The organism is Hydrogenophaga sp. (assembly GCF_018780385.1).
GTDB lineage: Bacteria > Pseudomonadota > Gammaproteobacteria > Burkholderiales > Burkholderiaceae_C > Hydrogenophaga.
In genome coordinates this window covers 77,133-92,035 of the sequence record NZ_JADMJO010000004.1, presented here as the reverse complement: position 1 = coordinate 92,035, position 14,903 = coordinate 77,133, and the positions used below count along the sequence as shown (strand labels likewise).

The 14,903-nt window shown below is 66.3% G+C and carries 13 protein-coding genes; 10 read left to right on the top strand and 3 right to left on the bottom strand.

What is annotated here, in order from left to right; all coding sequences use genetic code 11:
• Positions 1 to 9: 9 nt before the first annotated feature.
• Positions 10 to 726, top strand: coding sequence for an ABC transporter ATP-binding protein (locus IV113_RS04720; protein ID WP_291081371.1), 717 nt, complete (start codon positions 10 to 12; stop codon positions 724 to 726).
• 75 nt (positions 727 to 801) lie between these two features.
• Positions 802 to 2,355 (top strand): lysine--tRNA ligase, encoded by a 1,554-nt coding sequence (gene lysS, locus IV113_RS04715; protein WP_291081369.1) that lies wholly within the window; start codon positions 802 to 804, stop codon positions 2,353 to 2,355.
• Between the two features lie 89 nt (positions 2,356 to 2,444).
• Here the strand turns inward: lysS and IV113_RS04710 are convergent, their stop codons facing one another.
• Together IV113_RS04710 and rpoH are read right to left on the bottom strand one after the other, a co-directional pair.
• The gene (locus IV113_RS04710) at positions 2,445 to 4,184 is read right to left on the bottom strand and encodes a 7TM diverse intracellular signaling domain-containing protein (protein WP_291081367.1); all 1,740 of its coding nucleotides are present in this window, start codon (positions 4,182 to 4,184) and stop codon (positions 2,445 to 2,447) included.
• A gap of 165 nt (positions 4,185 to 4,349) precedes the next feature.
• Positions 4,350 to 5,297, bottom strand: a complete 948-nt coding sequence (gene rpoH, locus IV113_RS04705) for an RNA polymerase sigma factor RpoH (protein ID WP_291081365.1) — start codon at positions 5,295 to 5,297, stop codon at positions 4,350 to 4,352.
• 149 nt (positions 5,298 to 5,446) lie between these two features.
• Between rpoH and IV113_RS04700 the strand changes: the two genes are divergently transcribed.
• The 8 genes from IV113_RS04700 to IV113_RS04665 all read left to right on the top strand — a co-directional run bounded on the left by IV113_RS04700 (position 5,447) and on the right by IV113_RS04665 (position 13,872).
• A complete protein-coding gene (locus IV113_RS04700; protein WP_291081363.1) occupies positions 5,447 to 6,139 on the top strand; it encodes a GntR family transcriptional regulator in 693 nt (230 codons plus the stop codon).
• Positions 6,140 to 6,270: 131 nt separating this feature from the next.
• On the top strand, positions 6,271 to 7,647 hold the full coding sequence (locus IV113_RS04695) for an MmgE/PrpD family protein (protein ID WP_291081361.1): 1,377 nt from the start codon (positions 6,271 to 6,273) through the stop codon (positions 7,645 to 7,647).
• Between the two features lie 30 nt (positions 7,648 to 7,677).
• Positions 7,678 to 8,637: a tripartite tricarboxylate transporter substrate binding protein gene (locus IV113_RS04690; RefSeq protein WP_291081359.1), complete on the top strand. Its 960-nt coding sequence runs from the start codon at positions 7,678 to 7,680 to the stop codon at positions 8,635 to 8,637.
• Positions 8,634 to 9,134 (top strand): tripartite tricarboxylate transporter TctB family protein, encoded by a 501-nt coding sequence (locus IV113_RS04685; RefSeq protein ID WP_291081357.1) that lies wholly within the window; start codon positions 8,634 to 8,636, stop codon positions 9,132 to 9,134. Before IV113_RS04690 ends, IV113_RS04685 begins: the two co-directional genes overlap by 4 nt.
• Before the next feature lie 3 nt (positions 9,135 to 9,137).
• The gene (locus tag IV113_RS04680; protein WP_291081355.1) at positions 9,138 to 10,619 is read left to right on the top strand and encodes a tripartite tricarboxylate transporter permease; all 1,482 of its coding nucleotides are present in this window, start codon (positions 9,138 to 9,140) and stop codon (positions 10,617 to 10,619) included.
• Positions 10,616 to 12,004 (top strand): MmgE/PrpD family protein, encoded by a 1,389-nt coding sequence (locus IV113_RS04675; RefSeq protein WP_291081353.1) that lies wholly within the window; start codon positions 10,616 to 10,618, stop codon positions 12,002 to 12,004. Before IV113_RS04680 ends, IV113_RS04675 begins: the two co-directional genes overlap by 4 nt.
• A gap of 32 nt (positions 12,005 to 12,036) precedes the next feature.
• Positions 12,037 to 12,807 (top strand): SDR family oxidoreductase, encoded by a 771-nt coding sequence (locus IV113_RS04670; protein WP_291081352.1) that lies wholly within the window; start codon positions 12,037 to 12,039, stop codon positions 12,805 to 12,807.
• A gap of 12 nt (positions 12,808 to 12,819) precedes the next feature.
• Positions 12,820 to 13,872, top strand: coding sequence for an AbrB family transcriptional regulator (locus IV113_RS04665; protein ID WP_291081351.1), 1,053 nt, complete (start codon positions 12,820 to 12,822; stop codon positions 13,870 to 13,872).
• Here IV113_RS04665 and IV113_RS04660 read toward each other — a convergent pair whose 3' ends face one another.
• Entirely contained in the window at positions 13,873 to 14,841 is a 969-nt protein-coding gene (locus IV113_RS04660) for a tripartite tricarboxylate transporter substrate binding protein (RefSeq protein ID WP_291081349.1), read from the bottom strand.
• Positions 14,842 to 14,903 lie beyond the last annotated feature (62 nt).

Here is a 14,903-nt window from a genome sequence, read left to right as displayed (position 1 = left end):
ATTGACCCCATGGCAAACACACTCCTCAAAATCAGCGGCCTGAAGGTCGCCTACGGCGGCATCAAGGCTGTCAAGGGCATCGACCTCGAAGTGAACGAAGGCGAGTTGATCTCGCTGATCGGTTCCAACGGCGCGGGCAAGACCACCACCATGAAGGCCGTCACCGGCTCGCTGGCCTTTGAGGCTGGCGACATCGAGTACATGGGCCATAGCATCAAAGGCAAGGGCGCCTGGGACCTGGTGAAACAGGGTCTGGCCATGGTGCCGGAAGGCCGTGGCGTGTTCACCCGCATGACCATCACCGAAAACCTGCAGATGGGCGCCTACATCCGCAACGACAAGGCCGGCATTGCGCAGGACATCGAGAAGATGTTCGGAATCTTCCCGCGCCTGCGTGAGCGCAAGGACCAACTGGCCGGCACCATGAGCGGCGGTGAGCAGCAGATGCTGGCCATGGCGCGCGCGCTCATGAGCCAGCCCAAGGTGCTGCTGCTCGACGAACCGTCCATGGGCCTGTCGCCCATCATGGTCGACAAGATCTTCGAAGTGGTGCGAGACGTGTCCAAACAGGGCGTGACCATCCTGCTGGTGGAGCAGAACGCCCGCCGCGCACTCCAGATCGCCGATCGCGGCTACGTGATGGATTCCGGCGAAATCATCATGACCGGCAAGGGTCGCGACATGCTGGATGATCCAAAGGTGCGTGCCGCTTACCTCGGCGAATAGCACTTGCAAGGCCGGGGTCGGCCCAAAACTACAATCATGGGTTGCGCACTTCGGTGCCCAACCCATTTTTCATTCATGACCCAAGTCCAAACCCCCGACACCAGCGCCCCCGCGCACGACGACAACCAGCTGATCGCGGAGCGCCGTGAGAAGCTCAAGGCGATGCGCGAGGCGCAGCAACGGGGCGAGGGCGTGGCCTTCCCGAACGACTTCAAACCCTCGGACAAGGCGGCCGAGCTGTTCGCGGTGCATGGCGAGAGCACCAAGGAAGTGCTCGAGGCCAACCCGGTGCGTGCCTGCGTGGCCGGGCGCATGATGCTCAAGCGCGTGATGGGCAAGGCCAGCTTCGCCACACTGCAGGACGCCTCGTTCGGCCCCAGCGGCGGCCGCATCCAGATCTACCTGAACAACGAGAGCGTGGGCGAAGCCCTGCACAACGCGTTCAAGCACTGGGACCTGGGCGACATCGTGGCGGCCGAAGGCGTGATGTTCCGTACACGCACCGGCGAGCTCACCATCCACGCGGACAGCATCCGCCTGATCACCAAGAGCCTGCGCCCGCTGCCCGACAAATTCCACGGCATCCACGACCAGGAGATCAAGTACCGCCAGCGCTATGTGGACCTGATGACCGACGAGAGCGCGCGCCAGCGCTTCGTCAACCGCAGCCGCGGCATCTCCAGCCTGCGCGGCTTCATGGTCAGCCACGGTTTCCTCGAGGTCGAGACGCCGATGCTGCACCCGATACCGGGCGGCGCGAATGCCAAACCGTTCAAGACCCACCACAACGCGCTCGACCAGGAGATGTTCCTGCGCATCGCGCCCGAGCTGTACTTGAAGCGTTTGCTGGTGGGTGGTTTCGACCGTGTGTTCGAAATCAACCGCAACTTCCGCAACGAAGGCATCAGCGTTCGTCACAACCCCGAGTTCACCATGATGGAGTTCTACGCGGCGTACTGGAACTACCAGGACCTGATGAGCTTCACCGAGGAGCTCATCCGCCACGTGGTGCGCGAGGTGCGGGGCGATGTGCCGCTGACCTACCAGGGCCAGCCGGTGGACGTGACCTCACCGTTCGAGCGACTCACCATCCGCGAGGCGATCCTCAAGCACACCGAGGCAGGCGAGAACGTGGACAGCGTGGAATGGCTGCTGGGCCAGCTGAAGAAGCTCGGCATGAGCGAGGCCAAGCACCATCTCTCCACGCGCAGCCTGGCCAGCCTGCAGGTGATGTACTTCGAGGAGAAGGTCGAGGACAAGCTCTGGAATCCAACCTTCATCATGGACCACCCGACCGAGATCTCGCCGCTGGCGCGCGCCAACGATTTGAAGCCCGAAGTGACGGAGCGCTTCGAGCTCTACATCACCGGCCGTGAGTTTGGCAACGCGTTCTCGGAACTCAACGACGCCGAAGATCAGGCCGCGCGCTTCCAGGCGCAAGTGTCGGCCAAGGACAGCGGCGACGACGAGGCCATGCATTACGACGCCGACTACATCCGCGCGCTCGAATACGGCATGCCGCCGGCCGGTGGCTGCGGCATCGGCATCGACCGCCTCATGATGCTGCTGACCGACAGCGCCAGCATCCGCGACGTGATCCTGTTTCCTGCCCTCAGACGCGAAAACTGAGCCCCCACGCTCCCCGCTGCGCGAGGTTCGCTGCCCCCCTGGGGGGCTGATTCGCCTTGGGGCGGCCCGGCGGCGAATCGTCGAACTGATCAGAAGTTGAGCTTCAGGATGGTCCTGCGGTTGTCCTGACGCAGGGCATCCAGTCCGCTGCGCAACCAGTCCAGATGGGCCTGCGCGTTGCTCTCCAGATCGGAGCCGCTGACCGCGTCAGGCAGCAGCGCCAGCACCACCTTGAACTTCAAGGTGGTCCCCACCGGCAACTGGCTTGAAGGGCGCAGGCCACCTGCCACGATGCTGGTGGCCGCGGCCACCACCTGGGCTTCGCGCACCGGGCCTTCCATCAGCAAGGCCAGTGTGCTGTCGTTGACCCGGCCAGCGGTGTCCACGTCGCGCGCCACCGATCTCAGCAACGAACCCGTGAGCACCAGTGCCCGGTCGGCCACTTCCCGCCCGTGTGTTCCGGCAAACCAGCCGTGGTTGTCCAGGTCGATCAGCAGCAGGGCACTGCGGTGCTGGTAGCGCTGGGCGCGCACCAGGCTCTCGTGCAGGCGCAGCATGAAGTTGTGGCGGTTGGTCAGGCCCGTGAGCGGCTCGGTCAGCGCCAGCGCGCGGGCGCGGGTCTGTGCCTCGTGCTGCATGGACGATCGTTGCAGCAGGCCATAGATGAGCAACGGTGCCTCGATGGCCGCAGCCATCACCATCCCGTATTGCGAGAGCACACCCGAGGACAACAGGCCGAAGTTGCGCAGCACGGGCAAGGTGCCGGCGATGAGCACGGGCAGAACGCCCAGCGCGATCCAGCGCACCCAGCGGTCTCCGGTGCGCCAGGCCGCCCACAGCATTGCGTACACCAGAACCATGGTGAGTGCACCGGCGGCGGTCACGGCTTGCAGGCTGGTGGTGGTGGGGTGCACCACGTCCCAGGCGGTCAGCACCATGAAAACGCCCGCCAGGCTCAAAGCCAGCCGGTCCAGCCCGCGGCCGATGCGGCGTGGCTGCACCACATGCCGCACAAACAGCAGGCCCGAGACGGCCGTGAGCGGCAGCAACACGAACTCGGCGAGGCTGTTCCAGCGTGGCCAGGCGGGCCACAGGAACTGGCCACCGACCCCCAGCGACGCGGCCAGCGCCAGACCCAGCACGGTGACGTAGATGGCGTAGGCGGCAAAACTGGTGTCACGAAACACCAGTGCGTTGGCGATGGCCGTGGCGACCAGCAGCGCCGCCATGCCGAAATACGCACCCAGCAAGAACTGCTGGTGAATGCGCAGTTCGCGCAGGGTGTTGTGGTTGTGGACCAGCAGCGCACCAGAGAACGGCACGCGGGCGTGTTCGATGCGCACCCAGTACGTGACAGCCTGATCGACCCGTGGATCCAGCGCGAACACCGGATAGCGGTCTGGATAGGCCCAGTCGCGCACGGCAATGTGGTCGCCGGCGTGTTGCGCATGCCAACTGCCGTTGGCCTGGCGGTGGAACAGGCTCACCCGGTCGGTGCCCGAGTGGGTGAGCTCCAGCTCCCAGTGCGCGCTGTTGTCTTTGACCTCGGCGTCAAAACGCACCCACAGCACCGCACCTGGGGCCAGTTGCACTCGGCTGCCCGGCGCCCTTACGCCAAAGGGCAGGTCGGGGTACCGAGCTTCCAGTTGTTGGGGTGTCAACGCGCCACTGTCGTCCACCCAGAATGTGCTGCGACCGGCCAGAGGCAGGGTGTTCTGGCTACCGTCCAGCACCAAGGTGCGAGGCGGTGGTACGGGTTGGGCCCAGGCCGTGTTGAGTGCGAGCAGCACCAAGCCAAGGAGGGCGCACAGACGGAGGAGTGGGGTCACAAGCGGGGCGGTGCGCCAGACGCGCGAAAGCTGAAAGGCCCCCATTGTGTCTTGGCGAGTTGACAGTCGGTCTCCGCCAGGGCACCACGCCGGTGCATGGCGGGCAAAAAAAACCCCGGGTGCCAGGGCGGCAGCCGGGGTGTGCGCAGACGGTGGCGTCCGCGCTCAAGCGTAGGCGGCCAGCGCCTTGCGCATCTTCTTCATGGCCGCCACTTCGATCTGGCGCACCCGCTCGGCGCTCACACCGTATTCGGCCGCCAGCTCGTGCAGCGTCATGCCGCCGGAGCCGTCGTCGTTCACCTTGAGCCAGCGCTCGCTCACGATGCGGCGCGAGCGGTCGTCGAGTTCACTCATGGCCAGCGCCACGCCTTCGGTGGCCAGTGCGTCGCGCTCGGCCGATTCCAGCACCGCAGTGGGCTCGTGGGTGGCGTCGGCCAGGTAGGCGATGGGGCCGAACGCGTCTTCGCCGTCATCGCCCGGGCTCGGGTCCAGCACCACGTCGCCACCGGAAAGCCGCGTTTCCATTTCGCGCACTTCTTCCGGCTTCACGTTGAGCTCTTTGGCCATCACGCCCACTTCATGGTCGCTCAGCACCTCGCGGTGGGTGTCACCGTCCAGAGCGTCGGAACGAAAACCCTGCTTGCGCGAGCGCAGGTTGAAGAACAGCTTGCGCTGTGCCTTGGTCGTGGCCAGCTTGACCATGCGGCAGTTCTTCAACACGTATTCGTGGATTTCCGCCTTGATCCAGTGCATGGCGTAGCTCACGAGACGAACACCCTGGTCGGGGTCAAAGCGCTTCACCGCCTTCATCAGGCCGACATTGCCCTCTTGAATGAGGTCGCCGTGGGGCAGGCCGTAGCCCAGGTACTGGCGGGCGATCGACACCACCAGGCGCAGGTGCGACATGACCAGCTGGCCCGCGGCCTCCAGGTCGTTGTCGTCGCGCAGGCGGCGCGCGGCCTTCTGCTCTTCGTCCAGCGTGAGCAGCGGCAGGCGGTTGACCGCGGAAATATAGGCGTCCAGGTTGCCCAGGGGCGGCACCAGCGCCCATGGATTCGCAACAGCGATCTGGCCACTGGAAACGGCGGAAACGGGGGCAAGAGAGTGGGACATGCAGAACCTCCTCAGGACTGTTCCAAGAATATTAGCACTCTCTGTGATCGAGTGCTAAGGACGAAGTTCCACTTCCTCTGCTGCTGTATGGCCTTGGCCATTTGTCGCTTTTCAGTTGTTCGGGGCTGCGGGCCTAGAATGCCGCAGCCATGAGCACCACGCCCCCCACCACCGCCCTCGCGCAAATCAGCCAGCGGCGCTCGCGCACGCTTACTTCAATCGTCCGCGAGGAAATCGGCAATCTGATCGCCGCCGGGGAGCTCAAGGGGGGTGATCGCATCAACGAGAGCGATTTGGCGGCCCGCCTGGGCGTGAGCCGCGGCCCGGTGCGTGAGGCCTGCCGCAGCCTCGAGGAGGCCGGCCTGTTGGTGGGAGCGGTCAATCAGGGTGTGTTCGTGCGCGAGATGACGCTGGACGACGCGCGCCAGCTCTACGAGGTGCGCGGTGCGCTCTCCGGCCTCATGGGCCGACTGGCGGCCGAGCGCATCGGTGACAAGGACGTAAAGGCGCTCAACGCCCAGCTCAAAGCCATGGAGTCGGCGGCCATGTCGGGTGATGTGGCGGCGTATTACCCGCTGAACCTGCGCTTTCACGAATGCTTGATGCAGATCGCAAACAACAAGCCGCTGGAGGTGATGTACCTCTCCATCGTCAACCAGACCCACCTGTTTCGCCGCCGCGGCTTGATCCAGTCGGGCAGCTTGAAGGTCTCCAACGAAGAGCACCGGGACATCGTGGATGCGCTGGCGCGGCGCGACGCCGACGCGGCCGAGCGCCTGCTCGCCAACCACGTGAAGCAGGGCTGGCAGCGCCTCGTGCAGTCGGGCGAATCCACCGGCTGACAAGCTGACGAGCCAGCCGGGCAGCCGGCCCGTGGTAAGGGTAAACACCCCCTGCAAACTGTTGACAGTTGGCAATTCGCTTCGGACAATCGTGGTCATCGATCCACTTTGAACGAAGCCGACCCATGCTCATGTCCCGCAATACCACCGTGCAAGCCGACGCACACGCCCCCGCCATCACCGAGTTGCTGGCGAGTTTCGTGGCCACCCACCCGTCCAGAGGTTGGGACGACGCGGTGGAAGCACAGGCGCACCGCACCTTTGCCAACTGGGCTGGCTGCGCGGTGGGACCTTCGCAGCACGAGACCGTCGGCTCGGCGCTGGCCGCCGTGCAGATGCTCGAGCCCTCACGCCAGGCCAGCGTGCTGGGCCGCGCCGAGAAGGTCGACATGGCCAACGCGGCGCTGCTCAACGGCATCAGTTCGCACACCTTCGACTTCGATGACACCCACCTCAAGACCATCATCCACCCCGCCGGTCCCGTGGCCTCGGCCGTGCTGGCGTTGGGTGAATACCTCAATATTTCGGGCCGTCAGGCCATCGACGCGCTGGTGGTGGGCGTGGAGGTGTCGTGCCGCGTGGGCAACGCGGTCTACCCCGACCACTACGACCGAGGCTGGCACATCACCGGCTCCACCGGCATGCTGGGGAGTGCTGCGGCCTGCTCGCGCCTGCTGGGCCTGAGCGCCGCGCAGACACAGATGGCGCTGGGTATCGCGGCCTCGCAGCCGGTGGGCCTGCGCGAACAGTTCGGCACCATGACCAAACCTTTTCATCCCGGTGGTGCCGCCAAGGTGGGCCTGATGTCGGCGCTGATGGCCAGCAAGGGCTTCACCGCCTCGCGCCGCGCTCTCGAGGCGCCGCGTGGATTGCTGCAGGTGTATTCGGACAAGACCGACTGGAGCGAGATCACCGAGCGTCTGGGCCAGACGTGGGAGATCGCGCTCAACACCTACAAGCCGTTTGCCTGCGGCATCGTGATCCACCCGGCCATCGACGCCTGTGTGCAGTTGCGCAACGCCCACGGCCTGAAAGCCTCCGACGTCGCCTCTATCACCTTGCGCGCCCATCCGCTGGTGCAGGAGCTCACCGGCAAGAAGACGCCCAGTGACGGCCTGCAGAGCAAATTCAGCGTTTACCACTCTTGCGCTGTGGCCGTCATCTTCGGCCGCGCTGGTGAACACGAGTACGCCGACAACGTGGTCAACAGCCCTGAGGTGCTCGCGCTGCGCGCCAAGGTAGAACTGGTGGTGGACCGCTCCATCCACGAAGCCTCAGTCGACGTGACGCTCAAGACCACCGACGGCCGCGAGCTGCACATCTTCGTTGAACACGCCGTGGGCAGCCTGGAGCGGCCGATGTCGCCCGAACAGCTCAAGGCCAAATTCGTCGACCAGAGCACCCCTGTGCTGGGCGCGGCGAAATCCAGTCAGGCGTTTGACGCCTGCATGGACCTGGCTGCGCACGCGAGCGTGCGCGACATCCTGCCCCACCTCACTCTCGGTTGAACGCTACCCATCCACCCCAGGAGACACGACATGAACTTCAAGACCCTGATCACCGTGGCCGGCCTCTCGCTGGCTGGCTTGGGCGCCGCGATGGCGCAGCAGATCGAGTACCCGGTGAGCCGGGTGACGCTGGTCACCCACTCCAGCCCCGGTGGCGGTACCGACGTGTTCCTGCGCGATCTCAGCAAACAGCTCAGCACGGTGATGAAGACCACTTTCGGCGTGGAAAACATCCGCGGCGGCAGCGGCGCCACCGCCGTGGCTGCCGTGGCCAAGGGCGCCCCCGATGGCTCCATCTTCTACGGCACCACGCCGACCTACATCCAGACCACCCTGCTGTCCAAGCCCACGGTGGGTTACGACGGCCTGGACCCGATCGTGATCGTGTTCGCCGACCCCGAAGTGATCTTCACCCGCACCGAGTCGCCCTACAAGAGCCTCACCGACGTGGTGAACTTCGCCAAGGCCAACCCCGGCAAGTCGCGCTGGGGCGCCTCCAACCCGGCATCGCTGGAGCGTATCGCCATGGAGCGCCTGGCGCGCGCGGCCGGCGTGAAGGTGCCGATCATCAGCCACGAAGGTGGCGGCGACCAGATGATCGGCGTGCTCAACGGCACCTATGACATCGGCGTCGGCGAGATGCAGGAGATCAACGGCCAGCTCGAAGCCGGCAAGATTCGCCTGCTGGCCACGCTGTCCGAAGCCCGTCTCCAGGGCCTGCCGCAGTTGCCCACGGCCAAGGAGCAGGGATACAACGTGGTTGTGCGCAAGTTCCGCGGCCTCGCCGGCCCCAAGGGTCTGCCTGACAGCGTCGCCAAGGCATGGGAAGACGCGGTGCGCAAGGTGGTGGAGATCCCGGCCTACAAGGCCGAGTACACCAAGGAACACCTCACGCCCATCGTGATGGGACGTGACGCCGCGCGCAAGTTCACCGCCGAAGTGGCCGCCGAGACGACCGAGTCCTTCAAGGAACTGGGCCTGCTGAAATGAGCGAGGCCATCAGCGACCGCGCCGCATCCTTCATCACTGGCGGCGTGGCCCTGGTGTTTTCGGGCGCCTATGTCATGTACGCGCGCAACATCGAGGACAGCCTGCTGGCCGACAGCGTGGGCGCCTCGGGCGTTCCGGTGATGGTCGGCATGCTCATGGGGCTGGCCTCGGTCGGCTTGCTCATCAAGGGCGCCGTGACGCGCGCCACCGGTGACGTGGAGGACGACGGCGACGCCGCCTCCAGCAACCGCTCGCACCTGCTGGCGGCAGGCCTGCTGGCCATCCTGCTGGGCTATGTGTTCCTGCTGCCCATGCTGGGTTATGTGGTGTCCATCGGCCTGCTGGTGGCGGCCGTGGCGATGTTCGCCGGCGGCCGCAACAAAGTGGCTGTGGGTGGCATGTTGCTGGTGACCGGCCCGGTGCTGTGGTTGATGTTCGACATGGCACTCAAGGTGCGCATGCCTGCGGGCTTCTGGCCGCAAATCTTTTCGGGTTGATCCATGGACAGTTTTATTCAGTCGCTGAGCCAACTGGCGTCGGTGTGGGTGGTGGTGGCTGCTTTCGCGGGTGTCATGTGGGGTATTTTTGGCGGCGCGTTGCCGGGCATCTCGCCCTCCATCGCTATGGCCTTGCTGTTGCCCTTTACCGTGGGCATGGACCCGACCACCGCCATCGTGCTGCTGGCCAGCGTGTATGTGGGTGCCGAGTACGGCGGCTCGATACCGGCCATCCTGATCCGCACGCCGGGCACCAACTCGGCCGCGGCCACCGTGATCGACGGCTTCGAGATGGCGCGCCAGGGCAAGGCGGGTGAAGCGCTCGGCATTTCACTGGTCTCGGGCCTGGTGGGCGGCCTGTTCGGTCTGCTGGTGCTGGTGCTGGCTACCGAAAGCCTGGCCAAGGTGGCACTGGCCTTCACGCCAGCGGCGTACTTCTCGCTCGGCGTGCTCGGCCTGTCGGTGATCGCCGGTCTCTCGGGCGGCTCGCTGCTCAAGGGCTTGGTCGCCGCCTGCATCGGCCTGATGATCGCCTTCATCGGCAGCGACCCGGTCTCGGGCGTGGCCCGCTTCAACTTCGGCTCGGCCGACCTGCTGGATGGCGTCAAGCCGATCCTGGTGATGGTGGGCCTGTTTGCCGTCACCGAGATGCTGGTGCAGATCGGTGAGCCGGCATGGGCCAAGGCCGACAAGGCCACCTCGCGCCTGAAGCTGCCCAACTGGGCGATGTGGAAACGGCTGTTCCGCCCGCAGGCCATCGGCGCGGCGGTGGGTACGTTTGAAGGTGTCACGCCTGGTGCAGGTGGCACGGTCGCGGCCTTCATGGCCTATTCCGAGTCCAAGCGCTGGTCGAAGTACCCCGAGGAATACGGCAAGGGTTCACCCGAAGGTGTGGCCGCGCCCGAAGCCGCCAACAACGTGGTGACCGCCACCGCGCTGGTGCCGCTGCTCAGCCTGGGCATTCCCGGCTCGAACTCGGCAGCCATCCTGATGGGCGGCTTCCTGATCCACGGTCTGCAACCCGGCCCGATGCTGTTCGAGAAGGCGCCCGAGGTTGTGTACGGCCTGTACGGCGGCCTCTTCATCGCCAACATCGCCATGCTGCTGATCGGCCTGGTGATCCTTACGCCCTGCATCTGGCTGGTGAACCGTCCCAAGCCTTACCTGATCGCAGCCATCCTGGCTCTGGTCATGACCGGCGTCTACGCCATCCACCAGAGCGTGTTTGAACTCGGGCTCGTGCTGGCCATCGGCGTGCTCGGCTACTTCATGCGCATGCTGCGCATCCCTGTGCTGCCCATGGTGCTGGGCCTCGTGCTCGGCTACCTGCTGGAGTCGAACTACCGGCGCAGCCTGCTGATCTCCAGCGGCGAGCACAGCATCTTCGTGACCGACCCGGTGTCGGCCGGCCTGCTGGCCGTGGCCGCCGCGCTCACGGTCTACACCGGCTGGAAAGAATGGAAAACCCCCAAGGTCAAGGCATGACGACTGCTGTGAACACACCGCCTGCCCAGGCGCTCACCGTCTCGCGCCAACTGGCGCGGGCCATCGTGGACTGCCATCCGGAGCGCGATCCCCGGGCCCTGGTCACCGCACGCCGCCTGCTCATGGACGTGGCTGGCATCTGCCTGGCGGCGCGCCACGAACCCTATGTGAAAGCCGCGCTGGCTGCGGTGGAACAGGGCGGGGTCTGCACCGTGATCGGCTCGCCCGCGCGCATGGGTGTGGAAGCCGCAGCCTTCGTCAACGGTATTGCCGCTCACGGTGAGGATTTCGACGACACCTATGAGGGAGGCCCGGTGCATGCCGGCGTGGTGATCGTGCCGGCCTTGCTGGCCGCGGCCGAGCGCCACGCGCTGGACGGCGCCGCGCTGTTGCGCGGGATTGCAGTGGGCGTGGAGGTGATGTGCCGCCTGTGCGCGGTGGCGCCCATGCAGGTGCACAAGGCAGGTTTCCACCCCACGGCCATCTTCGGCGTGGTGGGCGCGGTGGCCGGTATCGGCGCTGCGCTGCGCCTGAGCGAAGACGAGCTGGTGAACGCCTTCGGCCTGTCCGGCAGCATGGCTGGCGGCATCATTGAATACTTGGCAGACGGCTCGTGGACCAAACGCCTGCACCCGGGCTGGGCCGCGCAATCGGGATACCGTGCGGTGCGCTTGGCACAAGCAGGCTTCGTCGGGCCGGCCACTGTGTTCGAGGGCACGCACGGCCTGTTCCACGGCTTTGCCAACACCACCAGCGGCGACTTCCCCGCCATGCTGAAAGACTTCGGCAAACACTGGCTGTGGCCTGCCATCGCCTTCAAGCCCTATGCCTGCGGCACCATGGCTCACCCATACATCGATTGCGCGCGCGCCTTGCGCCGCCAGGGCGTGGACCCGGCCGCGATCGAACGCATCGAGTGCGAGACCGCCGAGGGCATCGTGCACCGCCTGTGGGAGCCGCTGGCGCAGAAGGCCAGTCCACCCAACGCCTACGCCGCCAAATTCAGCATCCCTTACGCGATCGCCGCTGGCTTCGTGCTCGACGACGCCGGGCTGGAGGCCTACACCGAAACCATGGTGCAACGCGCCGACCTGCGCGACCTGGCCGCGCGCGTGCACTACGTGGTCGATCTGCAAAACCCCTATCCGCGTCAGTTCACCGGCCACCTGCGAGTGACCCTGAAAGACGGCTCGATGATCGAGCAGCGCCAAGACCATTTCAAGGGCGGTGCCGACCACCCCCTGAGTGACAGCGACCTCACGCACAAGTTCTGGGCCAACCTGCGCTACGGCGGCGTGTCGCAGCAGCGTGGTGAGGCCATCCAGGCCTGGCTGGACGACCTGCTCACCGGTGGCGTGGTCGATCTCCAGCTGCTGCGCGTCTGAGTTGCGCGCGACCTCATGGAAAGCCCCGCCGCATGACGCAACTCCCGACCCTGCAACCCGACCAACGCGTGGCCCTGGTGACCGGCGCCGGCCGCAACATCGGCCGCGCGATCGCGCTGGCACTGGCCCGCGACGGCATGGCCGTGGTGATCAATGTGCGCACGTCGGTGGACGAAGGCCAGGCGGTTGTGCACGAGCTGCAGGCCATGGGCGTGCCAGCCCTGCTGTGCGTGGCCGACATCACCGACCCTGCCGACGCTCGGCGCATGCTGGCGGAGATCGGAGCGCATTTTCGACGGCTCGATGTGCTGGTGAACAACGCCGCCGTGCGCCGCGAAGCGCCGTTGGCCGAGATCACAGCCGATGACTGGCGCGCCACCTTGTCAGTCGTTCTCGACGGTGCGTTTTTCTGCAGCCAGGCGGCACAGCCGCTGCTGGAGCGCTCTGGCAGAGGCGCCATTGTCAACATCGGCGGCCTCACCGCCCACACCGGCGCCTCCCAGCGAGTGCACGTAGTCACGGCCAAGGCCGGGCTCGTGGGTCTCACGCGCGCGCTGGCGCACGACCTCGCGCCGTCCAATATCACCGTCAATTGCGTGTCCCCCGGGATGATCTCGACCCAGCGCAACAGCACCAGTTCGGCGGCAACGCCGCAACACCACGCCACGCACAGACCATTGCTGGGTCGACGCGGTACGGCCGAGGAAGTGGCCGACTCGGTGGCCTGGCTGGCCGGCCCGCAAGCCCGCTTCGTCACCGGCCAGGTGCTGCACGTCAACGGCGGCACCTACCTGGGCAGCTGAGTTTCAGCGCCCGTGGCCGGCCCTGTCGGATCCCTGGGGTGGTTGGCCATCAGTGCGCTGACGGCCGGCCTGGGCGGTTGGTTGGCGCGCGGGATCGGCATGCCGCTGCCTTGGGTGCTGGGTGCCATGCTGGCGGTGGCCCTGATGGCCCTGGCCTCGGGTCGCACGCAGCGCCAGCCGCCGCTGGCTCGCCGACTTGCCCAGGGCGCCATCGGCGCTTCGCTCGGGCTGTACTTCACACCAGCCATCCTGGCGCAGACCGGCGCGCTTGCACCCTGGATCGCGCTGGGCGCTGCGAGCGCGCTGGTGCTGTCATGGCTGGCGGCACCGGTGTTTCAGCGGCTGGCGAACTGCGACGGGTCCACAGCCATCTACGCCGTGGCCCTGGGCGCCTCGGCCGAGATGGCGCTGCAGGCCCAGCGCGCCGGCGCCGATGCGGCCGTGGTCGCCTCGGCGCACGCCACACGCATCATCCTGGTGACCACTTCAGCCACGCTGCTGGCGGGGCTGGTGGGCGTGCCGACGAGCGCAGGCCCGGTGCTGCCTGCGGGCGTCCTGCCATGGCCACAGTTGCTGGTGCTGCTGGCGGGCGCCGCAGCCGCCGCCCTTGTGTTGCAGCGATGCAGGTTGCCCAACCCCTGGTTGCTCGGGCCGGTGTTGGTGGGCGGTGTGTGTGCCGCGCAGGGCTGGAACGCCCGCCTGCCCGATGGCCTGCTGGTGGCGGCGCAGGTGCTGATCGGCTGGGCACTCGGACTGAACATCACGCGCGCATTCTTCGCGCGCGCGCCGCGCGTGCTGCTGAGTGCAGCCCTGGTGACGTTGGGCATCCTGGCGGTGTGCCTGGGCCTGGGCTGGGCCATCGCGCGGGGCGCCGGGCTGCCGCTCATGACGGGCTTCGTGGCGCTGGTGCCCGGCGGCATGGCCGAAATGGGTCTGATCGCAAAGGCCTTTGCGCTGGGCGCGCCCACGGTGACGGCCTTTCACATCGTGCGGATCGTCACCACGATCTTCCTCACCCAACCCATGGCCCGCTGGATGCTGGCCACCGGCTGGGTGCGCGCCTGATCAGTCCAGGACGATGTTGCGCGCCTTCGCCAGCGTGGTCCAGCGCACGATGTCGGCCTGAATGTACTGAGCGAAACGCTCGGGCGACATGGGCTGCGGCTCCACCGCTTCCACCGCCAGCTTCTCGCGCATGTCGGATGCGTTGAGCACCTGGTTGAGCGTGTCGTTGAGCTGCTTGACCACCGCCGGCGGCATGCCGGCCGGCCCCACCACGCCGTACCACTGCACGGCGTCGAAACCCTTGAAGCCCACCTCGTCCATGTTGGGCACGTCCTTGAGCAGCGGGTGGCGGCCCTTGCCGGTGACGGCGAGCGGGCGCACGCGACCCGAGCGGATGTGCGGCATGGCCGCAGCCAGACCTGGAAACATGGCCTGCGTCTGGGCAGCGATCAGGTCGGTGAAGGCGGGCGCGATGCCGCGGTAGGGGATGTGCACCATGAAAGCATTGACCTGCTGCTTGAGCAACTCCATGGAGAGGTGGGTGAGCGAACCTGCGCCCGCCGAGCCGTAGCTGATCTTGCCGGGGTTCTGGGCGATGTACGCCTTGAACTCCTCCATCGTTTTGACCGGGAGGTTCGAGTTGACCACCAGCACGTTGGGCGTGGCGCCGATCATGCCGATGGGCGTGAAGTCCTTGATGGCGTCGTAGGGCAGTTTGCGGGTGGCCGGGCTGGTGCCGTGGGTGGCCACGTAGCCCTGCAGCAGGGTGTAGCCATCGGCCGGCGCGCGCGCCGTGGCCTGGCAGGCAATCACACCTCCGCCACCACCCTGGTTGTCGACCACGAAACTCTGGTTGAGCAGCTTGCTCCAGCGCTCGGTGACGGTGCGACCCACCATGTCACTGCCGCCGCCAGCCGACACCGGCACGATGTAACGGATGGGCCGGCTCGGGTAGGCCGACTGGGCCAGCACCAAGCCTGGAGCAGCCAGAAGAGCGGGAGCAGCCTGCAGGAGGATTCGACGTTTCATGGGAACCTTGCTTAAATGTTGACTGTTAACAATTTTGCGCGGTATGGCTTCTTTTGGGTCTT